This is a genomic window from Amphibacillus jilinensis Y1, assembly GCF_000306965.1.
Taxonomy (GTDB): domain Bacteria; phylum Bacillota; class Bacilli; order Bacillales; family Amphibacillaceae; genus Amphibacillus_C; species Amphibacillus_C jilinensis.
Window position 1 is genome coordinate 652,826 of the sequence record NZ_JH976435.1, and the last position, 23,288, is coordinate 676,113.

A 23,288-nucleotide genomic window follows, 5' to 3' on the forward strand; every position below is an offset into this window, starting at 1 on the left:
TATTTAGTCGTTACTCATTTTAGACAAAACGCCATTAATGAACTTACCGGACTTCTCGTCCCCATAAACATGAGCTAACTCCACTGCTTCATTAATAGCTACGCCTTTAGGTGTCTCTAGTTCATAAAACATTTCATATGTTGCCATCCGCAAAAGGGTTCTTTCCACGGTAGCTAGTCGATTAAAACTCCAGTTCTCTAAATGGTTTTCTATCTTTTCATCAAGTAATTTTTTAGTGCTTACTACACCACTAACTAATGTGTCAAGAAACTGATCGATACTTTGATCTTCCATTATCAACGCCATTGCTTCTTGCACATCAAAATTTTCATTATCGATCGAAAAAAGTATTTGAAATGCCTTTTCTCTTGCAGTTCTTCGATTCATATCCATTCTCCTTATTCAGCTATACATACTACCATTATCCGTTCAATAAACACATCATTAAACTCAATACTATCATATCTAATTTACTTAAAAAAAGCTACATCGCATCCACCCCAACTTCATCCATTAAGGTAAGAGAAAGAACGATCTCGTCCAGGCAGAAGCTATCGGAGGCTAATGTCTGATTCAGTCAACGACCAAGGTGTAGAACGAAAACGCCCAGTGATTTGAGTTTCATTTTTAAAAAGGCTTCGATCCTTTAATTAACCAGCGTTATTAACGTTCCCGTTCATAAAAAAAAAGCTGACTTTTTAAAAAGCCAGCTCATTGAAAGGACAACTGGAACCTACTTACTTCATCGTTTAATTAGGATTCTCTTGTTGGACATCCTTCTCCATTTGTACGCCTACAACATGTACGTTTATTTCTTCAATGTCAAGTGCAGTCATTGTCTTTAAAGTCTGTCTAATATTATGCTGTATCTTTTGCGCCACTACTGGAATGGTTACACCATAATCTAAAACAACAAACACATCGACTGCAACCCCGGTTTCAGTCAATTCAACTTTAATACCTTTACCGTGTGACTTAAGTCCAAAACGCTCTGCAACTCCAGTAGCAAAGTTGCCCCTCGTTGAGGAAACGCCTTTGATTTCAGTAGTTGCAATACCTGCTATAACTTCAATCACAACAGGCGCTATCTCTACGTTTCCTAAGCTTGAATCTTCACTTACATTTAAAATGGTTTGCTCACTCACTTTAGATCCACCCCTTTAACGATAATCGAACGAATTGCTGCCCTAGTCTTTTGAATGATTCTCCATAATTGGATGTAACTCAAGGAACTTTGTATTAAAATCACCTGATAAAAACACGTCATGCTCTAACACTTTTTTATGGAATGGAATCGTTGTAGAAATACCTTCAATAAAGAATTCACTTAACGCTCTTTTCATACGATCAATAGCTTCTTGCCGAGATTGACCATATGTAATTAATTTAGCTATCATCGAGTCATAGTATGGTGGTATTTTATACCCTGGATAAGCTGCAGAATCAACCCTAACACCTAACCCTCCAGGTGGTAAATAAAGATCAATTAATCCGGGGGTAGGCATAAAGTTTCGATTTGGATCTTCTGCATTAATACGACATTCAATAGCCCAACCATTAAATTCAACATCACTCTGCTTAATGGTCAATGGCTGGTGACTAGCGACTTTAATTTGCTCTTTAATTAAATCAATCCCTGTTATCATTTCGGTGACAGGATGTTCTACTTGAATACGTGTATTCATTTCCATAAAATAAAATTTTTGTTCTTTCTTATCGAAGATAAATTCAACCGTACCTGCCCCGGAATAGTTAACCGCTTTAGCAGCCTTTACCGCTGAAGCCCCCATTTGTTCACGAATGGTTTCATTAATGGCAGGAGAAGGGGTCTCTTCTATCAATTTTTGCAAGCGACGTTGGACAGAACAATCTCTCTCACCTAAGTGTATCACATTTCCAAAGTTATCTGCTAGTACTTGTATTTCTACATGGGAGAAATCTTCAATAAACTTTTCAATATATACACCTGGATTTCCGAAAGCTTTCTCAGCTTCTTGTTGCGTCACTTTAAGTGACTTTAACAAATCTTGCTTTTCTCTAACCACACGGATACCTTTACCACCACCACCTGCTGTAGCTTTTAAGATCACTGGGAAACCAATTGCTTCGGCTAATTGAATAGCTTGTTCCTCTGTTTCAATAATCCCTTCAGAACCAGGAACGATAGGAACATTTGCTTGTTTCATGGTATCACGAGCTACATCTTTCGTCCCCATTTTTTGTATCGCATGGACGCTCGGACCAATAAATGTAATATTGCACTTCGCACAGATCTCAGCAAAATCGGCATTTTCTGATAAAAAGCCGTAGCCAGGATGTATGGCATCAACTTCAGTTAAATTAGCAATACTCATAATCGGGGTAAAATTCAAATAACTTTCTTGACTATTGGCAGGGCCAATACAGTAAGCCTCATCCGCTAATTGAACATGTAATGCATCTCGATCGGCTTCAGAATATATAGCTACTGTAAGAATACCCAGCTCTTTACATGCCCTAATAATCCTCACAGCAATTTCACCACGATTTGCAATTAATATCTTTTTAATCATAATAGCCTCCTATTTTTTCTTCACGCCAAATAAAGGCTGTCCATACTCAACAAGCTCACCATTTTCAGCTAATATCTCAACAATTTCCCCGTCTACTTCAGCTTCAATTTCATTGAATAATTTCATGGCTTCCACAATACAAACCACTGTGTTCTTAGTAATTTGGTCACCCACTTCAACGAATGGACCACTCTCGGGCGAAGAGAACAAATAGAACGTTCCAACCATAGGAGAAGTGATTTGATAATCATAAATGGGTGCAGATCCTCCCGTCACCTCAATTGAATCTTCATCAGCCTCTTGAAGGCTTGCTTCTGTACGAGGCGGCTCAACTTTTTGGGATTGAGCATAAGAAACAGGCTCAGTATAAGAAACGGGTTGATTTTTCTTTAACTTTATCTTTTCACCTTCGTATTCATAGACCATTTCATCTAATGATGACTCATCTAAACATTTTATTAAATCTTTAATTTCACTAATTTTCAACAATGTTACCACTCCTCATGACATAATAAATATCAAAAACAAAATATTAATAACAGGTACTAATGATTACTCTTAACATTTTATTAAAAGATGACTGAAACTTCAACTATTCTTTTTTGTTCAAGTTAACAAGCTTAAATGAATAAAAGGCTTATTAGAGCTCGTCCATTTATTTATCCCGGATAACGGTCCACCTCAAAATAGAGTGTTGAGCTAATCTATTTAGATGGTTGATAACAGACGCTAATCTTCTGATTCACTAAGCAACCTATCAGTAGACACGAAAGAAAACGCACACTGATTGAGGGTTCGTTCGTTTTATGCGTGTTTAACCTTTCACTTTGCCAGCTATCGCTTTTATTTAGATTATCCAAAAATAGTTTTATACATGCTAATAAATAAACAAAGCGCAATTGCTATAATTGCGCTTTGTTTATTTATGTTTGCGAAGGTTGAAACTTTACTTCTACTTGCATAGGGCCAAATTCATCATAAACCATTCGCATAATTTGATTGGCCTCAGTTTCGGATAACTGCTCGGCTTTAACAGTCACTACCACGTTCTCATTCATTGAACGAACGAGTACATCGGCGTAATCATATTCAGACTTCAATGTTTCTTCCACAATAAGCTCTTTTGTAGATAATTGATCAATTTTCTTCATTTCATCATAGGCTTTGTTTTTCTCTTCAGTTGAAGCTGTACTTGAGGCAACTACAGTCTCTAACTGTTCAATGCGGCTGCTTCTTGTTTGAGCAAGTTCCATTCGAATTAATGTGAACAATTCTTCATCAGAAGTAATTGATGATATATTAGATTCCACATCTTCATCTACTTCTCCTGAATCCTCATCAATGTTCTCATCTGATAATTCTATTTCAATATCGTCTTCATTTGTCATTTCTGTTGTCTCTTCATCTTCTTCTTGAAAAATGAAGGCAAAATCTTCTTCATTGGGTGAATTCATATAATATACACTAAGAACAATCATTAAGCTTAATAAGGTTAATAACCAAACCGTTTGTTTTTTTAACACGTTAACCCTCTCCTTTACTCCTTGGCATAATTGATATTCGGTGTGGCGGAACATCTAATACACGAGAGACTGCTTCTGTAACCGACTGTTTAAGATGCATTTGCTCTACACCTTCTGCTACAACTAAAACACCACGAACTGTAGGTTTTTTACTTTGAACAACTAAAGGGATTTCTTGTTCACCTTGTCTAATAATGACTATTTGCTGTTCTTCGGTTAAATCTTCAATATTTCTTGTCCCACCTCCTTGATCTGTTTCCACTGTAGTTTGTGTTCCAACAATTAAGTTTTTTTCAAATACTTGTTCACCTGTTGCATCCAAGTTCACCATAACCTCAACTTCAGCCACCCCATTAATCATTTCAAGCATATTTGCCAAGTCATCCTGATAAACCTGTTCGAGTTCAAAGAGCGGATCATCACTACTTTTATTTAGAAAGACATCTGTCTCATCCCCCTCTATACTCTCATGTTCATTAATACCATTGTCTATCGACTGATTATCATCAGTGAACCACTGGTTGAGCAAAAGTAAAAAAACACCTAAACATGCTAAAATTATTAGATAACTAGACTTGCTAAACTTAGATTTACTTCCTTGCTGTTTACTTAACCAATCGAGCAATTTCTTGAATGGATTGTCCAATACTACCCCCCCTCCCAGTACAAAATGACTTGTTCTTGATCTACTTCTAATTTCTGACTTAACCAATTTAATAGCATGGGTCTGTCATAATCGAAGTCATCATGTTTTTGACGACTTCGATCCGTTTGATCAATTGTAATTGGAGCGATTTCTCCTGTATGTTGTTGAGCTTGGTCAAAGTGGAAATGAAATATTAAGTCTTGAAAATCAAGGGACCCCGATAATGCTGCGTCTATTACAACATTGGTTAGTGTATATCCGAATTCATTGACAAGTGATTCTTCTAAATTATTTTTTAATCGATTGGCTAGCTCTTCTATAACATATGCATCATTGTAAGCTTGTATTTCTTTTTTTTGCAGTTCAACCGCATCCTCTACCGATTTACTTGCATCATCGTTAAAAAGAAAGTCAATAACTTTGTCTGATTCATTACTGATATTAAGATTAAATAATTCAGTAATCGGCTCAATAAAAAACAATATAAAAATGAGTGATAGAGAGAATTGAACATACTTTTTCATTTTATGATCAGGTAAAATCATGCTTATAATCACCATAAGCATCATTAAGATAATGATTTGACTAATCCAATTTATTAAATAGGTCATGTCAGCCTCCTTTATCACAGATAACCGTCCGCATCTAGTTTATTTTAGGTGAGAGTTAATGGACGCAGCTAATGTCCTCATTCACTCAGCTAACAATCAGGGGGAGAAGAACGAAAGCGCCGACTGATTGAAGGTTTTTTATCGAATCATTAATGTTAAATTGCTTGCAATAAGCAGCATAACAATCGTCATTAAAAACATGAACGAGACAACTAATAAAACAGCCAATAAATAAAAAATGTGTTCAGCAATTATCGATACACACTTAACAATTTGACTCTCCCCTATAGGTTGGAGGATAGCAGCCGCCATTTTATAGCTAAAACCTATCATAGCAACTTTAATAATTGGAATACCTACAATTAACAATATGGTTACTAAGCCGAATATTCCCAGGCCATTTTTTAATACTTGTGTAACTGCAAATATAGTATCTGTGGCCTCAGAAAACATTCGACCGACCACTGGAATGAAATTATTAGTAACAAATTTAGTTGTTTTGATAGCTAAACCATCTTGAATAGCTGTTGTCGCTCCTTGAACAGACAAAACAGTTAAAAAAACGGTCAAGCTAACCATCAGCATACCGAGTGCTATTTGTCTGAATAAGTCAGCTAATTTAGTTAATTGGAAAGTCTTATTTAGTAAGCTAACTAAATGTAAAAGGAATGAGAAGAAAATGAGTTTCAATATCACCTTATCTGTTAAGACAACTATTAAATGTAGAAACGTAACGATAACGGGGTGGAAAAAAGATATCGAAATAATCCCCCCTAAAGTTGCCATTAAACCTAGTAATAACGGTAAAAGTGCTATTATAAAACCATGCATCTGACTAATGGTAACTGTAATTAATTGACTGACTATACTAAAGCTTTGTAACGCTAGGGTCGTTAGTAATAACATTAAAACGAAGTTAGCGACCGTGCTAATCGACTCTGAGTGAAACGCTGTTTGTATATTTTTAATTAATGCAGAGATAATCGTAATAACAATAAGCTGTCCAAGTAACTTGCCATTCGCGATAACCTCATAACCAATCATGTTAATAAAAGCTACTATCCAGTCTTTTATCGATAAGGAATGATTACTATTTATTAAATCTTTAACTGTCATTCTTTCAACTTCAGGCAAATAGTCTTGGTATTCATATCTAATTTCATCCCAGTATGCTTCAAAGTCGGATAGATTCAGTTCATCAAAGAGGTCGATATTTTCATCTTCTACCTGGGGAATGTCTGCCGATTGTGCGTAACTTAATGATTGAACAGAGAAAAGCAAGATGATTACCAAATATAATACTTTATTCGTAACTTGCATGTTTGCCTCCCAGAAAAATTCACTTAATTTGGAATAAAGTGAATAATGGCTTCAATTACTGCAGTAAGTACGGGAACTGATACAATTAAAATAAACACTTTACCTACTAATTCAATTTTAGTTGCAATAGAGTTAAGTCCGGCGTCTTTCGTTAATTGAGATCCTAATTCCGTTAAATATGCAATACCGATGATTTGAAAGATCGTATCTAAATAAATAAAGTCAAGCTGGAATTGGCCAGCTAAGGATCGCAATAAATCAATAATTTCACCTAAGGGTGACAATATAAAATAGAAAAGTAAACATGTTGTGATAATAAGCAAAACCATTGCAATAGTTGGTTGATAGGGCTTTATTAGCGTAATGAGTAGACTAGCTACTATTCCGATCATTATGATCTGAACAATAAACATAACTTTAGCCTTGGAATAAAAAAACAGATTTTATTTGTTGAAAAAGATCTGCTATGCTATCCATTACCATCATTAATACAATAATAAAGCCAACTAATGTAATAAATTGAGCATATTCTTCTTTTCCTAGTTGTTTAAGTATGGTGTGAATCATCGCCACGACAATACCAATTCCGGCAATTTGGAATATTATTGAAGCATCTTGGTGCATATTATCTACCCCTTTCTATATCAAGATAAGTGCAAGCAAAATACCGGTGAGTATTCCAATTCCTCGATACACTTTACTAAATAGCAAGCAATTTTTTTGCGCTTCTGTTAGTAGTCGGTCTAAATGAAGCAGTGTTAACTGTAGTTGCTTTTGTTGTTGATCTAAATCATAATGCCCTAGTGTAGCGCCAAATTGACGTAAGATATCAAGGTCTTTTCGATCTAATGAAGAACTCATATCTAACTGCTCTATTTCTTCTTTCCATAGATTATCTAGTTGATTGTTATTTTTCATTTGCTCGCCAATATTGTTAAAAAATACATCAAGTGGCTTGCTTATTTGATTTGCAATATGCAAACAAATATCTGAAATTGGAAATTGACTATAGATTATTTCTGCTTCCATTATCTGCAAAGCATTTTTAAATAACAGAAGTTGTTCAGGTCTTTTTTTTAATCGATTAGCATGATCAAATCCGATCAAGGAACAAGCGCTTATCAAGAGTATTGCTCCAATCCAATTCATTGTTATCACCCCGGTTCATCTCGATAACTTGTCCCTTACTATTTAGCACTTGCGTTTGATTGCGTTGATGTCGACCTAAAAGAATAAATCGGTCAAAATATTGTTGTTCTAATAAAGAACGTAATGGTTTTCTTTTTTTAAGGTTAATATAGCTATCACTATGTGCTGAACATATCACACTAACACCTGATCGAATGGCTTCTTGAATAGCAAAACAATCGTCTTGTGAGCCGATTTCGTCTACGATTAAAACATCTGGAGACATAGAACGGATCATCATCATCATGCCTTCTTTTTTTGGACAACCATCCAATATGTCTGTTCGAAGACCTATTTGATAATTAGGAATACCGTTTTTACAACCCGCTATCTCAGATCTCTCATCAATAATCCCTACTTTCATTGCAGCGCTATTGCCCCAACCATTTCCGATTAATCGTGATAAATCACGTAGTAGAGTTGTTTTTCCAGATTGAGGTGGTCCGATTACAAGTGTATTATAGTAGCTGAAGTTTGCTTTTATATGCTTGATCATCTGATTGGCACACCCCATTTTTTGCTTAGCAACTCTAATATTAAATGACGAAATACTTTGAATTTGTTTGACGGCTCCATGCTGTAATACCGTTTTACCTGTTATCCCAACACGATGTCCACCAGCTATTGTGATATATCCATTTCGTAATTCCTCTTCTAATCGATAACGTGAATATTCACTTAATTGGTTCAAAATAAACTGACCATCTAATTCATTAACTACCATGTCTTCAAACATTTTATAGGTTGCTTGTTTAATAATCTCTAATGGACGATTTATGCGCACTCTAATTTCTTCAATATCGTTCCAATCATTACTTAACATCTTTAATTTTTGATGATAATGTTCAGGAAATAAAGCTATTAGTTGATCAGCAACCATATATATACCCTCCTTATAAACCAAGCTATCATTATTTCTAATATATGATTACCATATATGAATATGACCGAGAGAATTGACAGAATGCTTTAAAATATTCACTCCTTTATTCACCACAGATAAGCGTCAGGTTCGCTTTATTCACACGTCGTCTAAATAGAAAAAAGACAAGAGGAATAAATCCTCTTGCCTTCATGATAACTTCTCTAGTTATACGTAATTATGCTCGTGATACATATTTACCGTCTGATGTACTTACAATTAATCGATCACCAACGTTTACGAAAAACGGAACTTGCACAGTTAAGCCTGTTTCCATTACCGCTGGTTTAGAGCCACCGCTAGCCGTATCTCCTTTAATCCCGGGTTCTGTTTCTACTACTTCTAATTCAACATTGTTTGGTAAAGAAACACCCAACGTTTCACCTTGATAAGAGATAATATTCACTTCCATATTTTCTTTTAAAAACTTTAATTCATAACTAATTTGACCTGCAGTAATTTCGGTTTGCTCATAAGTTTCCATATCCATGAAAGTATGCAATTCGCCTGAAGCATATAAATATTGCATTTTACGATTATCAATATGTGCTTTTGCAACCTTTTCACCGGCTCTAAATGTTTTGTCTTGGATATTACCATTTCTTAAATTCCGTAACTTTGATCGAACAAAGGCAGCGCCTTTTCCTGGTTTAACGTGTTGAAACTCCATGACTTGCCAAATATTTCCGTCTACCTCAATGGTTACACCTGTTTTAAAATCATTTACTGAAATCATTATGGTTCCTCCCTCATACCCTATTGTAAAATTACTGCAAGAAAGCTTGTATACTTCATTAATCTCTCTAGATTTATATAAGCCACACCTATAATATAATAAGCTCTTTTGGTGCTTTATTCAAGCTTGTATTTCCATCTGCGGTAATGATAATGTCATCTTCAATACGACAGCCGCCAACTTTAGGGATATAAATGCCCGGTTCGACGGTCACAACCATATTTTCTTTCAAAATTGTTGTTGATGTTGGAGCAAGCCGTGGGTTTTCATGGACTTCTAGACCTAATCCGTGCCCAGTCCCATGTCCAAAATATTGTCCATAGCCCTTCTCTTTAATATAATCACGCGTTAGTGCATCCGCTTGTTTACCAGTTATACCAGCTTTCGTACCCTCCAGTCCTTTTAAATGCGCATCCAGTACAGTCGTGTAAATATCATGAAGTTCTTCAGATATTTCACCGACAGCAAACGTTCTTGTCATATCAGAGCAGTACCCCTGATAGAATGCACCGAAATCTAATGTGACTAATTCTCCATTTTCAATTCTTTTCTCAGAAGCTACACCATGCGGGAGCGCAGAGCGATAGCCAGATGCGACAATAATATCAAAACTTGATGATGTGGCACCTTTTTTTCTCATAAAAAACTCTAATTCATTTGCTACTTCAATTTCAGCCATACCCGGTTGAACCGTTTTAAGGATGTGATCATAAGCAACATCTGATATGTATGCAGCTTCTTTCATAATGGCTAACTCTTCATCTGTTTTAATCAATCTAATATTCTCTATTATCTGTTCAGTAGGAAGGAGCTTAGCCTCAATCCGCTGATCATATTGTTGAAACATAGCAAATGACAAATCATTCTGCTCAAATCCAATTCGCTTAAGTTGATATTGTTCACTTAATCGATGCACTTCATCAATAGCCGATTTTTTATGTTCTATAATTTCGAAACCAACGGCTTGTTCATTTGCCTGCTCAGTGTATCGGAAATCTGTTATAAAAAATTGTCGATCTGTTGTTAGTAATACAACACCAGCAGTACCTGTAAATTGACTAATGTAGCGACGATTGTATGGATTAGTGATAATTAGAGCGTCTAAGTCTTGTTCAATTAACACTTCACGGACTTGCTTTATTTTGTCCATCAATATGTTCCACCCTTCTAAAAGATCAATTAAATATTCACCCTAAATTTAAGTGTATCACATATTAATATGTTTTGACGACAATATCATTCTGTTCATTTACCTTTATCAGTCGATTATTGATCCATAAAATCATATGAAATAGTGTAGCCAATAAAAACACCATACATAATCATAATACAAAGGGTTGTCACCAAAGTATGTTGGTCAAGCTCTGCTAATCTTGGTATCGCAGGTAACCAATTCGAAAAAACAAGGAAGATAACTAACCATATGGCTAAACCGAATAAAATTCCGGGCGTTATACCTGTTAACCGTCTTAAGAATAAATAATAAACAAATGCAATAAAAATAGATATAATACTAATAACAAGTATGGAAATCATTTCACTAAACCAACGACTTCCCCATTGTTCATTTGTCCATGGAGTGAAAATCAATGTATATGGAGTAACTTTTGTGAAGTTAAAAAAGGACGCAACGGCAGCTACAGAGCCCCATAACAGCCCAGCAAACAACCCTGTTATACAAACCCGCCATCTTAACACTTGAATTGTTTCTGTTTTTTTGTTGTTATCTAACATTTTGCTTCACCTCAACTGATAAGTTAACCAAAGCGAAAAAGATTTATTCAATTATGGTTTTTTGAATAAAATATTATCTATTGCCGATAATATATGTAAATGATTGATTACAAAATTAATAATGAGGGAAAAGATTATTAAAATAACTTTGATCAAAGAAATGAGGTCATCCTATGAAAAGAAATTACCGTACCCCTCTCATGATTTATCTATTACTAAGTCTAGCTGGGTTAGGATTGTTTAACCAATTATTCTTTAACTCATCAAGCTTCCTTAGAAATATTATGATGATTATTGGTGGTGTTGCGATTGTTTATCTTTTAGTCTATGTCTTTTTCCTACGCAAACAAACAACGAATGAGCTAAAGAAATATCGACAAGCCGTTAAACAATCCAAAAGACGCAATAAAAAAACTGCTATTACAAAATCACGACACGTAAGACCGAAATCCGTTTCACCTCTTAGCAAGAAACGTTCTAATAATCCACCGCATCTCAGAGTGATTGATGGAAAAAAATCAAATAGAAAGGGACGTGCATCATTGTAAAGCGAACCTGCAATCAGCGGGGGCGCTTTTGGTGCTTTTCTCCCGCTGATTGGTTGTTGCGGGAGTCAAGGCATTAGCGTCCGTTAACTCTCGCTCAAATAAACTAGATCTACGCGCTATTTTGAAGTGGGTGTTTTATGAACGATGATCTGTGATAAACAATTGTCTAGCTATTCAATTTAGCTAATTCTTTATTATTGACATTCTCCTGCTGCACCTTGATAGAAAATAGCTAACATGCGCAGAAGCTATTCTCCATCAAAGTTATCTAAACTGTTTCTGTAAGAAATCATTGGTTTTTTCTTTACCTATTTTTATCAACTCTTCTCTAGTCGCTTTCGTTAAGGAGAAATCTGCGATGTTAATATGATCCGCATTTAAAAAGACGATATTTGGTTGATTTAATTTGGAGATATATTTTAAGTCTAGTGCATGTTGCATCGTTACGATTAATGTTTTCGTGTAAGCTAAGCCATTATTGATTTGAGGGTTTGTCAAGTATTGCTCTTTAGATTGCAATTGAAATCCAAGTACAGGTCGTTCTAACTTTTGCTTTGGTTTCTTAAATAACCAAAGTGGCAAACTACTTAACAAAGCACCATCGACAATCAAATGTTTTCTCGCTTCCTGATCATAGAGCTTTTTTGGTTTAAAAAGATAAGGTAAGCTTGCACTCATGCGGATAGCTCTTGCAACAGAGAATTGTTCAGGTGATAAGCCATAAATTTTTTTCAAATCATCTGGAATTACAATTAAGCGACCTAGTGTTAAATCAGCAACAGTTAATTTTAATTGATGGCTCTCAAGTTGATCGAAGGTATAAACCCCCTTCTTTGCTAAAAGTTTACCCAGCCAATCTTCCAAAGCTTTCCCGTTGTATAGCCCAAACGTTTTGTATAATGATAGCCATTTCAAAAAAGGGAAATACTTTTCCACTTTTGAACCATCAAGAAACTGCTTTAAATCAAGATCAAGCATTAATGCTTTTAACTCTGATGAACGATAACCTGCTGCTACTAGTCCTGCTACCATTGCACCCGCGGAGCTCCCTGCCAACCGAACAAACTCAAACTGTCTCTCTTCAATTGCTTCCAATGCGCCAATATATGCAAACGCCTTTACGCCTCCACCAGAAAATACACCGTCTATCCTCATTGTCATTCTCCTTTGGCCGCTTTTGTTAAAAACTATGCTGAGTAACCAAAAAAAACAACCGATTTACAATATTGTAAATCGGTTGTTTTTACTTATTCTTGATCAGCTTTTTGTCTTAGTTCTGCTAATTCCTCGGCTCTTTTGGGATTTATTTCAAAATATTGAACCAAATCACCAATACGATCGATTGAATTCCAACTTAAATGGTGCTCAATACCTTCTACATCCTGATAGATGTTCTCTTGATCTACACCAATTAGTGCTAGAAACTGCTCTAATAATTCGTGACGGTAAACGAGTCTTTTTCCTATCTTTTTTCCTTGTGCAGTTAGAATCAAGCCTCGATATTTTTCGTAATTTAGATAACCATCTTTATCTAATTTTTGAACCATTTTGGTAACGGAGGAAGGATGAACTTCAAGCGCATCTGCTATATCTGATACTCGCGCGTACCCTTTTGATTCAATCAATAAGTAAATTTGTTCTATATGGTCTTCCATACTTGGTGTTGGCATAATCGTCCTCCAATTCTCCATGCAAAAAAAACTGCCTAATCCAATAATTCTCCCTTAAAGGATACAATAGTTTTTACATCTAGACAAGTGAATTCATTTTTACATTTTAATCTTAATATTTTCATTTTGAAAAATAGATTTAAACATCGTATAATAAAAGCAGACTGAAATAAAGGGGAAAAAGAGATGAATTTAATTATTGGATTAGCATGGGACTGGATTGCCTTACTTATCATCGTAATAGGTTATATTGGTTACACTTTATATCGATACTTTAAAACAAGAAAGATTATTACTACTTTAACTGAATCCGAGTTTAAAGAAGGTTATAGAAAGGCACAGCTTATTGATGTACGTGAACAAAAGGAATATGATGCTGGCCATATATGGGGAGCTAGAAATATTCCTGTTACACAATTAAAACAACGCCAAAAAGAACTGCGTAAGGACATGCCATTATATTTATATTGCCAATCTGGCTCTCGATCTAGTCGGGCAGCCTGGTTGCTCTACAAAAATGGCTACAAAGAACTTTATGATTTAAAAGGTGGTTTTAAGCAGTGGAAAGGTAAAATTAAAAAAACGGACAAACCAAAGTATTAATTAATGTCCTCTCCTTATATCAATAACAGATGATGTTAAAAGTAAATAGTTAAAGCGAAAGATGAATGATAAGTTTTAATCAAATTATCATTCATCTTTTTTGTGTTGTATCCTAAAGAAAGCTGTGTAGCAGACCTGTTTCTTCATAATGATCGATAAAATCTCAATGTACTTTAACTTCCTTCAGCGTTTTACAATATACGAGAATGAGTGAACTACTCCCACCACTTATCACTCTTGTGGTTTGCTTGAAGTGGTGGCTTCTTGGGTAATCGCCACTTTTGATAGCTGACGAAATTGACCAAGCTAACCCTCTTGTTCCAAGCGTTTATATTTTCATTAGGCACTTGCTATTAAAATTTTATTATTGGTTATACTAGCTAGTGAAGGTGGGGTTATACGATGCATATCGAACTAACACGTGATCTAGAATTTATTGATCACCTTTTAGAAGGTATAGACCAAAATCAAACATTAGCTGACTGGAAGCACTTCAAGTTAGCTTATCATGTTGCAGACACATTACTTATTCCGCGTTCAAATAAGTTGAAAGCATTAGATCAACTACACCACATTGACTTTCTACCACACCAAACAGACACGGCAAGTAAAGTCATTCACGAAATGAACGGCCGGGCCATTTTAGCTGATGAAGTGGGTCTGGGTAAAACAATTGAAGCCGGATTGATTTTAAAAGAATATATTTTGCGAGGTTTGATAAAGAAGGCACTTATCATTGTCCCTGCATCTCTCGTCAACCAATGGGCTAGCGAATTACATGAAAAATTTTTTATTCAAACAACCATCGCAAAGAAAAAACCCGTATGGACAAATGATGATATTATGATTACTTCGTTAGATTTAGCTAAAAGAGAGCCTCATTGTCAAGCGATATTAGCACAAACATATGATTTATTGTTAATTGATGAAGCTCATAAACTAAAAAATAACAATACGAAAAATTATCAATTTGTACAAGCCTTATCAAAAAAGTATTGTTTACTTTTAACAGCTACCCCTATACAGAATAAGTTAAATGATGTCTTTAATCTAGTTACATTGTTGAAACCAGGTCTATTAGGCGATCAGCAAACATTTCTAAAACGCTTTGACAAACCAACACGTGACCTTGATCAACATTTACAACGATTAATTCAAAAAGTGATGGTTCGAAATTTGCGTCACGAAACTGTTCTAGATTGGACCAAACGTCACATAAAAAACATTTCCGTTACATTCACCGAAGAAGAGTATAACTTTTATCAAAAGCTTGAGCAAGCAACACTTGGTCATCAATCCGTTAACAAAACCCTCTATTTAAGAGAGTTCTGTTCTTCTCGAGAGGCCTTATATACAACCCTTATAAAAGAAGACAGCCCATTAACAAATGAATTAGTAGCTGATTTAGGACAACTTCCGCATCACAGTAAAGCGATACAATTAGTTAAATTAATAAAGGATATTAATGATAAATGTATTGTTTTCACAGAATATCGAGCAACACAAGTTTATTTGCAGTGGCTTTTAAAAGAAAATCAAATCTCTTCAGTACCATTTCGTGGTGGATTTAAGCGTGGTAAAAAAGATTGGATGAAGCAACTCTTTCAAGAACAAGCCCAAGTCTTAATTGCAACTGAAGCTGGTGGTGAAGGCATTAACCTCCAATTCTGCAATCACTTAATCAATTACGATTTACCTTGGAACCCGATGCGTATCGAACAGCGAATAGGACGGATTCATCGCTTTGGACAAAAAAATGATGTTCATATTTACAATTTCAGTATAGAGAAAACAATAGAAGAACATGTCTTACAGTTGCTCTATAATAAAATCCACTTGTTTGAGCGAATTATTGGGCACCTTGATCATATTTTGGCTGAACTTAACCTTGGTTCATTAGAAAAAGAAATAACGCAAATGGTGTGTCAATCTAAATCAATTGGAGAAATAAAGGTAAAGATGAACAATTTAGCTGAGGTCATAGACTATGCACAAGAGGAGGATGTCCATAATGGCAATAGAGAATCTTCATGACTTTCTTGTCACTTATTTCACTACTAATCATTGTCAAGTTAACTCCAATAAAAAAGATGGAACCTTAAATGTTCAACTTACTGAAGAAATGGATGAGCGATTAATGAATCGCCCCTTCTACTGGCAATATGTTAGAAAATTAAATCAAGTCGGGTCACCTTTGGAATTAAAGATTACCACGCAATATAATAAAGCGAATAAGGATAGGGCTTATCTTTCTTTTGGGACAGAACGATTCAATAAAATTTGTAATGACGCATTATCAAAAGGTAGATTCACAAAATTATATCAAAGCATAGCACCAAGGCAACAAACGGCCCTTTATCCATGGTTGATTATAAATGTGAAGATGAGTTATATAGGGAAACAACAGGAAGAAGATCTAAAATCCTATGGCATTCATCTTATCAACGGTACAATTATTGATCAAGCTTTTGAATGGTTAGAGCAAAAAGAATGGACGACTACCATCCCAGACTTTTGTTATCCTATTACACCACTTATTCAAGTTAGAAATGGATATTTGAGAATTGAACACTTTATACTAGAACAATTACAAGCTAAGCAACATCAATGGGCAGAAGCTTCATATCAACATCTTCAAGAAGAAATTCAATTACTAAATTATTCTAAAGATCGTGAGCAAAGCGTTGATGAGAATCACTATTTGAAGGAAAAAGAAAATTTAAAAGCCATTTATCAACCTAAAATTTCACTTCAGGTCATAAATGGCGGAATGTTCTACTTAGCAGAACCTTAATCTTGATTAGCTATAGAGTCAAATGTATGTTTAATGACGTTTGGAAACATACCAAACCACTTTTCCGAAAAATTAATTTGCTGATTGTGATTTGATTTTTCTTTGTTGCTCTCAGGTGTTTTGGTTCTCTGGTGGTAATCGACTACTAGTTCAATAATAAATTCAATCGTTGATTGGTCAGCCATAAGCCTACTCCTTTTTATCATAGATAACCACCCGTAAAATACCACTTCAAAGTAGATCGTTTTAGGTGGATGCCAACGAACGCTAATGTCCGATTCACGCAACGACCAATCAGCGGGATCGCCTACTGACTGAAGGTTCGTTGTATAGGTAGCTTACCCTTAGCAAAGCTTTTCATACACTGGCATAGCTGATTTGTGATTTGTTATTCATTCATGAGTGAAAGAATGTGATCTACAATCTTTTCAGTTTGCATTCTGTCTGTTTCAACAACATACATAGCCACTTCCAGATATTTAACCTCTCGCTCTTGCAATAATTTCTCTTTATCACGCGTGTTATCTTGCCAAATCGGTCTATTTTCATCGTGTTTCAATCGATGATAAATAGTAGACCAACTTGCTTTTAAATAAATAACCTTTTTCCCTTTTAGCCATTCTCTATTTACTGATTGCTCAATAATACCTCCTCCAGTAGATATAACATGACCTTCAAATGGTGAATCTTTTAAGACTTGGTATTCATAAGCCCGAAATGCCTCTTCGCCTTCATCAGCAAATATCTCTTTTATCGTTTTATTTTGGATATATTCTATTTCTACATCTGTATCGATAAAAGCGCATGATAACCTTTTTGCTAATTGTCTGCCAACCGTCGACTTACCGCTTCCCATAAATCCAACAAGATAAATACTCTTCATTATATCAGTCCTTTCTATTGTATCTCTGCCCATTTCAATTATTTATTTTGAAGTATGTCGTAAATAATAATGTTAAATTTTTGTCCTAAAAATAAATAGAATTTTGCGTCAAAAAATGTTGATACTTAATTTTCTCACTGTTAGCGGTTAATTATTTTAAATTCTTAGTATATAATGCAGTTTGATTATTATCGACGTTAGCGTTATATTTCCATATAGAAAGGAGTGATCAACATCTATTCAGCTACTCGATTTATTCAAGAATTGCTTAAAATAGCTACAAGTAATAGCGCAACAGATATACATTTTTTCCCTGATTATACCTCAGTATTAATTTTTTTCCGCATTAACGGCGAGCGAAAATACCACTTTAAAATTCATCATAATCAATATCGAATTGTACTTAATCACTTCAAATTTTCCTCTGGTATGGATATTGGTGAAACTCAAAAACCACAAGATGCGGCCTTACAGATAACATTAAACAAGACTAACATTAATTTACGTTTATCTACGCTTCCTGTAAAACAGATGGAAAGTCTCGCGATTCGCATACTACCTCAACTACACACAAAAGCACTTGAAGATTTGATATTATTTCGCTATCAAGTACAACAATTCAAACAGATTATGACTAGAAAGGCTGGTGTCATTTTATTAACAGGTCCTACCGGATCAGGAAAAACAACTTTATTATATGCTTTACTTGATCATTTACTAATAGAACAAGCCTATCAAACCATTACATTAGAAGATCCAATCGAAAAAGAGATGTTTAATTTTCTTCAAGTTCAAATCAATGAGAAAGGTGGCATGACGTATCACACTGGCCTAAAAGCAGCATTAAGGCATGATCCCGACCTGTTAATGGTAGGAGAAATTCGCGATCAAAACACAGCAGAATTTGTCTTTCATGCAGCATATACCGGTCATTTAGTTTTTTCAACCTTACACGCAAAAAATGCTGCAGGTACTATACATCGTCTATTAGAAATGGGTATTAAACCCATTGACCTTTCACAAAATTTAATTGGAGTTGTTGCCCTTCAGCTTATCCCTATTTTCAATTGCCAACAAAAGAAACAGCGGGCAGCAATTCTGGAGATATTGAGCGAAAGTCACCTATCTGCATACATTAACGACTTAGATGAAACACAATTAAAACATCAAACTTTTAATGAATTAAAGAGGAAGGCTTTTGCTTATGGTTATGCTGAATCAGCGAGTGTTTGATACGAGCAGATCATTAAGATTATCTTTGCAAGAGCAAATTAAGTTGCTAAACAGATTATATCGGCTACTAAAACACGGTTATTCCCTTTTAGCTGCACTAGATGTCTTAAAACGTCAAAAACATTGGCATGAAGTCATAGAGTATTTTCAAAGTGAATTAACGAAAGGAAAAGCATTTGACGATGTGTTAAGTGATTTAGCTTTTGACCAAAAAATTGTAACGTTTATTTATTTTGCTTCGCGACATGGCAATTTGATTCAAACATTACAACAAGCGATTCAATTTGTCTCTCAACACATGCATTTAAGCAATCATTTTAAGAAAGCGATTCGATATCCAATTTTCCTTATAACAAGCTTTTTAATCATCTTATTTTTTGTACACTCACTCGTCTACCCTTCTTTTCTACAGCTTTATTCTACCGCCACACACACTTCCTCTTTTTTACTTGTTTCTATAAAAGTAGTAGATTTCATATTTGCAGCTTTCCTTTTCATCTGCTTAATGTTGCTATTGCTCATTTTTATATGGTTTACTTATCGCAATAAACTTTCGATCAAGCAAAAAGCACGACTTATTAGACACCTTCCCATGGTTAAGCACTATATAAAAAAACAAGTTAGCTTCTCAGTGGCGATTCACCTCAGTTCCCTGTTAACAGCTGGTCTTTCTCTTAAAGATAGTCTTAAAATCATAAATGACCATAATCAACACTCTCTACTAAGCTATTATTGTAGTTTTTTAGTAAGTGCGTTAGAAGACGGTTTAACAATGGAAGAAGCTTTACATCAACAAGGTAACTTCGAGCATGAGCTAACCATAATATTTGAGCACAACCAAAGTCAACATTTATTGAAAAGAGATTTATTATCATATTCTACTTTTATGCTAGAAGATTTGCAAACCACCATAAAAAAATTAATTCGTTATATACAACCAACTGTTTTTATGGTGATTGGAATTAGTATTATTTTAATTTATTTATCAATAATGCTTCCGATGTTACAACTTATTCAAACCATATAGGAGTTGATTAGATGATTAAAAAAGAAGACGGCTTTACTTTAATAGAAATGTTGATTGTCCTGGCAGTTATTGCGATTTTATTAATTTTGCTTGTACCTAATCTATCAGAGCGAAATCAAGATATCCATACAAAAGGCGAGGATGCATTAGTCCAAATGGCAGAAGCTCAAGTGCAAGCTTACTATATTGACCATGGTAAATATCCTGACTCCATCAAGCAACTCGTTGATCAAAATTATTTAACAACAAATTTATTGGCAAATGGAACGAAAGAGATTGTCTTTGAAAATTCAAATTCATACAAAGTGATTGTTCGAAATGTTCCTTAGAAAACAGCTTGGTTTTTCCTTAATAGAACTATTAATTGTGCTTACTCTTATTAACGTGCTGTGGTTAATAAGTGCTAATCACTATCATAAAAAACTTAACCACATAGCATTTGAACAATGGTATCAACAGTTTGAATTGGATATTATTGAATTACAGAAACATACAATGGTCACTAACATTACTTATCACATACAATTTTATCCTAGTTCAAATCGATATGAACTTCGGCAAGGTCCTTTTGGGGAAGGTCTTGTTAGAAGAGAGTGGCCAGAAGAATGGAAAATCACAATGCTAACTCTACAAAATCAAATTAGATTTACACGTACAGGGACGATTAGAAGCCCTGGAACCATGCAAGTAAAAACAAATACGGCCATCTATCATATCTATTTCCCATTTGGAAAGGCACGGTGTTATTATATTGAAATCTAAACAAGAGGGATTTATTTTATTCGAAGCTTACGTCGGCTTAGTACTTTTAATGTTAGTCATTTGCACAATACTTCCTGTCATTATTCAATATAAGATTGAGCAATCCATTTTAGCAGAACGTGTCGATCATTATCATTTTCTTTACAACACCATTCAAACAATTAAGGTAGCTGATCTTCCACTATCAATGTCTCATAAGCTAAACGAAAAGATTGTAGAAATTGATTTTTATATTTTAAATAATCAAATAATAGGTAAAGGAACATGGACAAATGCAAAAGAACAACTTGAAGAAATATTCGTTTATTTCCAATTATCAGAGTGAAATGGGCTTTACCATAATCGAGATGTTACTTGCTTTTTCTATTATATTGATTATCTTAACCATTATCCCTTCCATTTGGAAAACCACAAATCTTCATAGACCAACTGAAAGGTTCTCTGTTTATCAATTCTTCCATTTTATATCAGACCAAGTTCATGAAAATAAATTGACAAATACAAGTGATGACCAAATTTTGTTGACAACAATAGATGGCGACTTTATAAGATTTTCTATGCATAATAATCTAATTCGCAGACAAGTTAATCGCTCTGGACACGAGGTTTTTTTACAAAATGTAGCTACATTACGGGTGACTACAGAAGATGATTATCTATTACTTACATTAACGATGGAATCTGGAGGTGTCTATGAAAAAGTTATTCACTTGTTTTCACAATGACAAAGGGACAATCACTGTTTATCTATTCTATTTAGCCACCCTACTCTTATTGCTGGCTGTTTCAGTTGTCCAATATTATCAAAATGAAACAAACCTTGCCGAAATGGAAATAGAACATTTAAAATTAGAAATGTTACAACAGTTAGCCTATCAATCCTTAATTAACGACTGGGAACAATGGGAAGGTCAAGAGAAGGTTGAATTTCAATATCCAATTGGAGAAGCAAAAGTATCAATATCAAAGCAAGCGGAAGCACTTACAAAAATTATCATTAGTGGATCAACAGAACCGCCATATCAACGCTCTAGGACTTATCATTATAATAACCCTTGAGCGCAGTATATGGTTTTTAAGCAAATTATGGCGTTACAAAGGGATTGTGCACCTTCTCATAACCAATCGTTGTTACAGGTCCATGACCAGATAATACTTTGTATTCAGCTTCTAAACGATATAATTTATTTCGTACAGAATCGATTAATGTAGCTTGATCCCCACCAGGTAAATCCGTTCGTCCAACACCCGTCCTAAACAAACAATCGCCAACAAATGCTAATTGATTTGCTTCAAATATAAATGTTACTCCCCCAGGTGAATGCCCAGGCGTATGTATCACTTTAAATTCAAATGAACCTATGACCATTGCGCCCATTTGCAAGTAAGCATCTGCTGGCCTAGCAGTGATCTCCCCTAAGGGAAAATATTTTGAGCTATTTAAAGACGGATCTGTTAACCATTCTGCCTCTAATTGATGCAAGTAAACTGGGATTTCGTAATCATCTCGCAGTTCATCTACCGCACCAATATGATCAAAATGGGCATGTGTTAATAATATTGCAATTGGTGTTAACGCTTCTTTAGTAATAAAAGCCCTAATGCGTTCTGCTTCGGCACCTGGATCTATAATGATGGCTTGGGTACCTTCGTAAATAATATAGCCATTTGTTCCTAATTGCCCTAATGACATCGTTTCTACATGCATTAAATTTCACTCCTTAATTAAAATAGAAATACTTAAAAACTTAATTAATGAAATAAACTCATTGTTTATGGTTCTCTGTCAAATGTGGTGGTGTAATGTTCACTCCACCATTCATCTTTGTTAAAAGCTCTTTTTCCATAAAGTAGTGCTATTGCTAAGCCGCAGAGGGAAATATACTCGCTTTCCGCGGACGAACGCCCAAGCCTCCTCGCAAAGACCGCTGTGGGGTCTCGGTCGCCCGTTTTTCCGCAGGAGTCTCGCATATTTCCTCTGCTATGTGCTATTTCAAACGAGAGCCTTTTTAACCTCTTGTTGCCATAATATTTTATTCTTCAAACGTTGAAAATTTTTGATACCAAAAGAGTCTCGCTTTTAAAACCCTTTATCGTATTGTTAATGCCTTCGATATAACCATTATTAAATGGATACATGAACGATTGTAAGATCTCTTGTTTCCAACGTATAAACATTTTTCTTACGCGGTGAAATGCATCAATGTTAGAAGCACGCATCCATTCTAGACATGCCTCCATTCCTTTTCTAGCTGTCTTCTCATCACTTGTCTTAAACCATTCATCTAATTTGTTCTTTAACTCATACGCTTCTTTTAAGCGTGGATCCATTTGTAAAAGCTTCTCAACCTTTTCTCGTCCTTTCCCTGACAATTTATAGGGGGATTTCCACAATGACTTCTTACTCCGTTTCATATGAATCCGCGTTTGTTTATCTACATTGCGTTGGACTTCCCGCTGAACTTCATCTAAAGCCCAATATACTTGACGCATGAAGTGAAATCGATCAGCTATAATTAATGGATTTCCTAGTACC

At 35.0% G+C, this 23,288-nt stretch carries 31 protein-coding genes and 1 pseudogene; 11 read left to right on the forward strand and 21 right to left on the reverse strand.

From position 1 onward, the window contains the following. Positions 1–3 precede the first annotated feature (3 nt). The 15 genes from nusB to B494_RS0110165 form a co-directional block, all read right to left on the reverse strand. Positions 4–387, reverse strand: coding sequence for a transcription antitermination factor NusB (gene nusB, locus B494_RS0110095; protein ID WP_017472279.1), 384 nt, complete (start codon positions 385–387; stop codon positions 4–6). A 362-nt stretch (positions 388–749) separates the two neighbouring features. Then, positions 750–1,145, reverse strand: a complete 396-nt coding sequence (locus B494_RS0110100; RefSeq protein ID WP_017472280.1) for an Asp23/Gls24 family envelope stress response protein — start codon at positions 1,143–1,145, stop codon at positions 750–752. 42 nt (positions 1,146–1,187) lie between these two features. Continuing rightward, a complete protein-coding gene (gene accC, locus B494_RS0110105; protein ID WP_017472281.1) occupies positions 1,188–2,552 on the reverse strand; it encodes an acetyl-CoA carboxylase biotin carboxylase subunit in 1,365 nt (454 codons plus the stop codon). A 9-nt stretch (positions 2,553–2,561) separates the two neighbouring features. Then, complete coding sequence (gene accB, locus B494_RS0110110) at positions 2,562–3,041, reverse strand: acetyl-CoA carboxylase biotin carboxyl carrier protein (RefSeq protein ID WP_017472282.1); 480 nt, start codon at positions 3,039–3,041, stop codon at positions 2,562–2,564. A 434-nt stretch (positions 3,042–3,475) separates the two neighbouring features. After that, complete coding sequence (locus tag B494_RS0110115; RefSeq protein ID WP_017472283.1) at positions 3,476–4,075, reverse strand: SpoIIIAH-like family protein; 600 nt, start codon at positions 4,073–4,075, stop codon at positions 3,476–3,478. A 1-nt stretch (position 4,076) separates the two neighbouring features. After that, positions 4,077–4,721, reverse strand: coding sequence for a stage III sporulation protein AG (gene spoIIIAG / locus B494_RS0110120; RefSeq protein WP_017472284.1), 645 nt, complete (start codon positions 4,719–4,721; stop codon positions 4,077–4,079). Between the two features lie 2 nt (positions 4,722–4,723). After that, entirely contained in the window at positions 4,724–5,332 is a 609-nt protein-coding gene (spoIIIAF, locus tag B494_RS0110125; RefSeq protein WP_017472285.1) for a stage III sporulation protein AF, read from the reverse strand. Between the two features lie 138 nt (positions 5,333–5,470). Continuing rightward, positions 5,471–6,652 carry a stage III sporulation protein AE gene (gene spoIIIAE, locus B494_RS0110130; RefSeq protein ID WP_017472286.1) on the reverse strand — a complete coding sequence of 394 codons (1,182 nt, stop codon included), beginning with the start codon at positions 6,650–6,652 and terminating at the stop codon, positions 5,471–5,473. A gap of 23 nt (positions 6,653–6,675) precedes the next feature. Then, positions 6,676–7,065, reverse strand: a complete 390-nt coding sequence (gene spoIIIAD / locus B494_RS0110135) for a stage III sporulation protein AD (protein WP_017472287.1) — start codon at positions 7,063–7,065, stop codon at positions 6,676–6,678. Positions 7,066–7,069: 4 nt separating this feature from the next. Continuing rightward, the gene (spoIIIAC, locus tag B494_RS0110140) at positions 7,070–7,276 is read right to left on the reverse strand and encodes a stage III sporulation protein AC (protein WP_017472288.1); all 207 of its coding nucleotides are present in this window, start codon (positions 7,274–7,276) and stop codon (positions 7,070–7,072) included. Positions 7,277–7,291: 15 nt separating this feature from the next. Next, the gene (spoIIIAB, locus tag B494_RS0110145; protein ID WP_026065219.1) at positions 7,292–7,801 is read right to left on the reverse strand and encodes a stage III sporulation protein SpoIIIAB; all 510 of its coding nucleotides are present in this window, start codon (positions 7,799–7,801) and stop codon (positions 7,292–7,294) included. Further along, a complete protein-coding gene (gene spoIIIAA, locus B494_RS0110150) occupies positions 7,746–8,720 on the reverse strand; it encodes a stage III sporulation protein AA (RefSeq protein WP_017472290.1) in 975 nt (324 codons plus the stop codon). The genes spoIIIAB and spoIIIAA overlap by 56 nt, the downstream gene beginning before the upstream one ends. 220 nt (positions 8,721–8,940) lie before the next feature. Continuing rightward, positions 8,941–9,498, reverse strand: a complete 558-nt coding sequence (gene efp / locus B494_RS0110155) for an elongation factor P (RefSeq protein WP_017472291.1) — start codon at positions 9,496–9,498, stop codon at positions 8,941–8,943. Between the two features lie 88 nt (positions 9,499–9,586). Next, positions 9,587–10,648 (reverse strand): M24 family metallopeptidase, encoded by a 1,062-nt coding sequence (locus B494_RS0110160; protein ID WP_017472292.1) that lies wholly within the window; start codon positions 10,646–10,648, stop codon positions 9,587–9,589. Between the two features lie 116 nt (positions 10,649–10,764). Further along, complete coding sequence (locus tag B494_RS0110165) at positions 10,765–11,232, reverse strand: YqhR family membrane protein (RefSeq protein WP_017472293.1); 468 nt, start codon at positions 11,230–11,232, stop codon at positions 10,765–10,767. A gap of 173 nt (positions 11,233–11,405) precedes the next feature. On the opposite strand from B494_RS0110165, the gene B494_RS0110170 reads away from it, so the two are divergent. After that, positions 11,406–11,780, forward strand: coding sequence for an SA1362 family protein (locus B494_RS0110170; protein WP_017472294.1), 375 nt, complete (start codon positions 11,406–11,408; stop codon positions 11,778–11,780). Positions 11,781–12,044: 264 nt separating this feature from the next. Here B494_RS0110170 and B494_RS0110175 read toward each other — a convergent pair whose 3' ends face one another. Together B494_RS0110175 and mntR are read right to left on the reverse strand one after the other, a co-directional pair. Continuing rightward, a complete protein-coding gene (locus B494_RS0110175) occupies positions 12,045–12,935 on the reverse strand; it encodes a patatin-like phospholipase family protein (protein WP_017472295.1) in 891 nt (296 codons plus the stop codon). Between the two features lie 92 nt (positions 12,936–13,027). Continuing rightward, complete coding sequence (gene mntR, locus B494_RS0110180) at positions 13,028–13,450, reverse strand: transcriptional regulator MntR (protein WP_017472296.1); 423 nt, start codon at positions 13,448–13,450, stop codon at positions 13,028–13,030. A 186-nt stretch (positions 13,451–13,636) separates the two neighbouring features. Here mntR and B494_RS0110185 point away from each other — a divergent pair, with 186 nt between their 5' ends. The 3 genes from B494_RS0110185 to B494_RS0110195 all read left to right on the forward strand — a co-directional run bounded on the left by B494_RS0110185 (position 13,637) and on the right by B494_RS0110195 (position 16,847). Continuing rightward, positions 13,637–14,053, forward strand: a complete 417-nt coding sequence (locus B494_RS0110185) for a rhodanese-like domain-containing protein (RefSeq protein WP_017472297.1) — start codon at positions 13,637–13,639, stop codon at positions 14,051–14,053. A gap of 402 nt (positions 14,054–14,455) precedes the next feature. Beyond that, positions 14,456–16,087 (forward strand): DEAD/DEAH box helicase, encoded by a 1,632-nt coding sequence (locus B494_RS0110190; protein WP_017472298.1) that lies wholly within the window; start codon positions 14,456–14,458, stop codon positions 16,085–16,087. Then, positions 16,065–16,847 (forward strand): YqhG family protein, encoded by a 783-nt coding sequence (locus tag B494_RS0110195; protein ID WP_017472299.1) that lies wholly within the window; start codon positions 16,065–16,067, stop codon positions 16,845–16,847. Before B494_RS0110190 ends, B494_RS0110195 begins: the two co-directional genes overlap by 23 nt. On the opposite strand, the gene B494_RS0110200 is transcribed toward B494_RS0110195, so the two are convergent. Next, the gene (locus B494_RS0110200; protein ID WP_017472300.1) at positions 16,844–17,032 is read right to left on the reverse strand and encodes a hypothetical protein; all 189 of its coding nucleotides are present in this window, start codon (positions 17,030–17,032) and stop codon (positions 16,844–16,846) included. The genes B494_RS0110195 and B494_RS0110200 overlap by 4 nt on opposite strands. 203 nt (positions 17,033–17,235) lie before the next feature. After that, positions 17,236–17,730 (reverse strand): shikimate kinase, encoded by a 495-nt coding sequence (locus tag B494_RS0110205; RefSeq protein WP_017472301.1) that lies wholly within the window; start codon positions 17,728–17,730, stop codon positions 17,236–17,238. Positions 17,731–17,955: 225 nt separating this feature from the next. On the opposite strand from B494_RS0110205, the gene comGA reads away from it, so the two are divergent. The 7 genes from comGA to B494_RS0110240 are packed head-to-tail and all read left to right on the forward strand — an operon-like array spanning position 17,956 to position 21,811. Further along, positions 17,956–18,963, forward strand: a complete 1,008-nt coding sequence (gene comGA, locus B494_RS0110210; RefSeq protein WP_017472302.1) for a competence type IV pilus ATPase ComGA — start codon at positions 17,956–17,958, stop codon at positions 18,961–18,963. Then, positions 18,935–19,990 (forward strand): competence type IV pilus assembly protein ComGB, encoded by a 1,056-nt coding sequence (comGB, locus tag B494_RS0110215; RefSeq protein WP_017472303.1) that lies wholly within the window; start codon positions 18,935–18,937, stop codon positions 19,988–19,990. Before comGA ends, comGB begins: the two co-directional genes overlap by 29 nt. An 11-nt stretch (positions 19,991–20,001) precedes the next feature. After that, positions 20,002–20,319: a competence type IV pilus major pilin ComGC gene (gene comGC / locus B494_RS0110220; protein WP_017472304.1), complete on the forward strand. Its 318-nt coding sequence runs from the start codon at positions 20,002–20,004 to the stop codon at positions 20,317–20,319. Beyond that, positions 20,309–20,752 carry a prepilin-type N-terminal cleavage/methylation domain-containing protein gene (locus B494_RS0110225; protein ID WP_017472305.1) on the forward strand — a complete coding sequence of 148 codons (444 nt, stop codon included), beginning with the start codon at positions 20,309–20,311 and terminating at the stop codon, positions 20,750–20,752. Before comGC ends, B494_RS0110225 begins: the two co-directional genes overlap by 11 nt. Beyond that, a complete protein-coding gene (locus B494_RS0110230) occupies positions 20,742–21,077 on the forward strand; it encodes a hypothetical protein (RefSeq protein WP_017472306.1) in 336 nt (111 codons plus the stop codon). Before B494_RS0110225 ends, B494_RS0110230 begins: the two co-directional genes overlap by 11 nt. Beyond that, a complete protein-coding gene (locus tag B494_RS0110235) occupies positions 21,025–21,477 on the forward strand; it encodes a ComGF family competence protein (RefSeq protein ID WP_083855762.1) in 453 nt (150 codons plus the stop codon). The genes B494_RS0110230 and B494_RS0110235 overlap by 53 nt, the downstream gene beginning before the upstream one ends. Further along, complete coding sequence (locus B494_RS0110240) at positions 21,446–21,811, forward strand: competence type IV pilus minor pilin ComGG (RefSeq protein ID WP_017472308.1); 366 nt, start codon at positions 21,446–21,448, stop codon at positions 21,809–21,811. Before B494_RS0110235 ends, B494_RS0110240 begins: the two co-directional genes overlap by 32 nt. Before the next feature lie 25 nt (positions 21,812–21,836). Here the strand turns inward: B494_RS0110240 and B494_RS0110245 are convergent, their stop codons facing one another. Both B494_RS0110245 and B494_RS19910 read right to left on the reverse strand, forming a co-directional pair. Beyond that, positions 21,837–22,460 carry an MBL fold metallo-hydrolase gene (locus tag B494_RS0110245; protein ID WP_017472309.1) on the reverse strand — a complete coding sequence of 208 codons (624 nt, stop codon included), beginning with the start codon at positions 22,458–22,460 and terminating at the stop codon, positions 21,837–21,839. Positions 22,461–22,745: 285 nt separating this feature from the next. After that, positions 22,746–23,288, reverse strand: a pseudogene (locus B494_RS19910) (transposase); the annotation flags it as partial.

What these genes read in the sequence shown, in the direction of transcription:
- B494_RS0110170 (WP_017472294.1), top strand. Translation starts at nt 11,406, where the DNA reads ATGAAAAGAAATTACCGTACCCCTCTCATGATTTATCTATTACTAAGT.
- comGB (WP_017472303.1), top strand. Translation starts at nt 18,935, where the DNA reads ATGGTTATGCTGAATCAGCGAGTGTTTGATACGAGCAGATCATTAAGA.
- spoIIIAA (WP_017472290.1), bottom strand. Translation starts at nt 8,720, where the DNA reads ATGGTTGCTGATCAACTAATAGCTTTATTTCCTGAACATTATCATCAA.
- B494_RS0110200 (WP_017472300.1), bottom strand. Translation starts at nt 17,032, where the DNA reads ATGGCTGACCAATCAACGATTGAATTTATTATTGAACTAGTAGTCGAT.
- comGC (WP_017472304.1), top strand. Translation starts at nt 20,002, where the DNA reads ATGATTAAAAAAGAAGACGGCTTTACTTTAATAGAAATGTTGATTGTC.
- B494_RS0110205 (WP_017472301.1), bottom strand. Translation starts at nt 17,730, where the DNA reads ATGAAGAGTATTTATCTTGTTGGATTTATGGGAAGCGGTAAGTCGACG.
- B494_RS0110175 (WP_017472295.1), bottom strand. Translation starts at nt 12,935, where the DNA reads ATGAGGATAGACGGTGTATTTTCTGGTGGAGGCGTAAAGGCGTTTGCA.
- B494_RS0110240 (WP_017472308.1), top strand. Translation starts at nt 21,446, where the DNA reads ATGAAAAAGTTATTCACTTGTTTTCACAATGACAAAGGGACAATCACT.
- accC (WP_017472281.1), bottom strand. Translation starts at nt 2,552, where the DNA reads ATGATTAAAAAGATATTAATTGCAAATCGTGGTGAAATTGCTGTGAGG.
- B494_RS0110195 (WP_017472299.1), top strand. Translation starts at nt 16,065, where the DNA reads ATGGCAATAGAGAATCTTCATGACTTTCTTGTCACTTATTTCACTACT.
- spoIIIAC (WP_017472288.1), bottom strand. Translation starts at nt 7,276, where the DNA reads ATGCACCAAGATGCTTCAATAATATTCCAAATTGCCGGAATTGGTATT.
- B494_RS0110235 (WP_083855762.1), top strand. Translation starts at nt 21,025, where the DNA reads ATGCAAAAGAACAACTTGAAGAAATATTCGTTTATTTCCAATTATCAG.
- spoIIIAD (WP_017472287.1), bottom strand. Translation starts at nt 7,065, where the DNA reads ATGTTTATTGTTCAGATCATAATGATCGGAATAGTAGCTAGTCTACTC.
- B494_RS0110160 (WP_017472292.1), bottom strand. Translation starts at nt 10,648, where the DNA reads ATGGACAAAATAAAGCAAGTCCGTGAAGTGTTAATTGAACAAGACTTA.
- B494_RS0110190 (WP_017472298.1), top strand. Translation starts at nt 14,456, where the DNA reads ATGCATATCGAACTAACACGTGATCTAGAATTTATTGATCACCTTTTA.
- spoIIIAB (WP_026065219.1), bottom strand. Translation starts at nt 7,801, where the DNA reads ATGAATTGGATTGGAGCAATACTCTTGATAAGCGCTTGTTCCTTGATC.
- B494_RS0110165 (WP_017472293.1), bottom strand. Translation starts at nt 11,232, where the DNA reads ATGTTAGATAACAACAAAAAAACAGAAACAATTCAAGTGTTAAGATGG.
- spoIIIAF (WP_017472285.1), bottom strand. Translation starts at nt 5,332, where the DNA reads ATGACCTATTTAATAAATTGGATTAGTCAAATCATTATCTTAATGATG.
- spoIIIAE (WP_017472286.1), bottom strand. Translation starts at nt 6,652, where the DNA reads ATGCAAGTTACGAATAAAGTATTATATTTGGTAATCATCTTGCTTTTC.
- B494_RS0110225 (WP_017472305.1), top strand. Translation starts at nt 20,309, where the DNA reads ATGTTCCTTAGAAAACAGCTTGGTTTTTCCTTAATAGAACTATTAATT.
- efp (WP_017472291.1), bottom strand. Translation starts at nt 9,498, where the DNA reads ATGATTTCAGTAAATGATTTTAAAACAGGTGTAACCATTGAGGTAGAC.
- B494_RS0110185 (WP_017472297.1), top strand. Translation starts at nt 13,637, where the DNA reads ATGAATTTAATTATTGGATTAGCATGGGACTGGATTGCCTTACTTATC.
- nusB (WP_017472279.1), bottom strand. Translation starts at nt 387, where the DNA reads ATGAATCGAAGAACTGCAAGAGAAAAGGCATTTCAAATACTTTTTTCG.
- mntR (WP_017472296.1), bottom strand. Translation starts at nt 13,450, where the DNA reads ATGCCAACACCAAGTATGGAAGACCATATAGAACAAATTTACTTATTG.
- B494_RS0110245 (WP_017472309.1), bottom strand. Translation starts at nt 22,460, where the DNA reads ATGCATGTAGAAACGATGTCATTAGGGCAATTAGGAACAAATGGCTAT.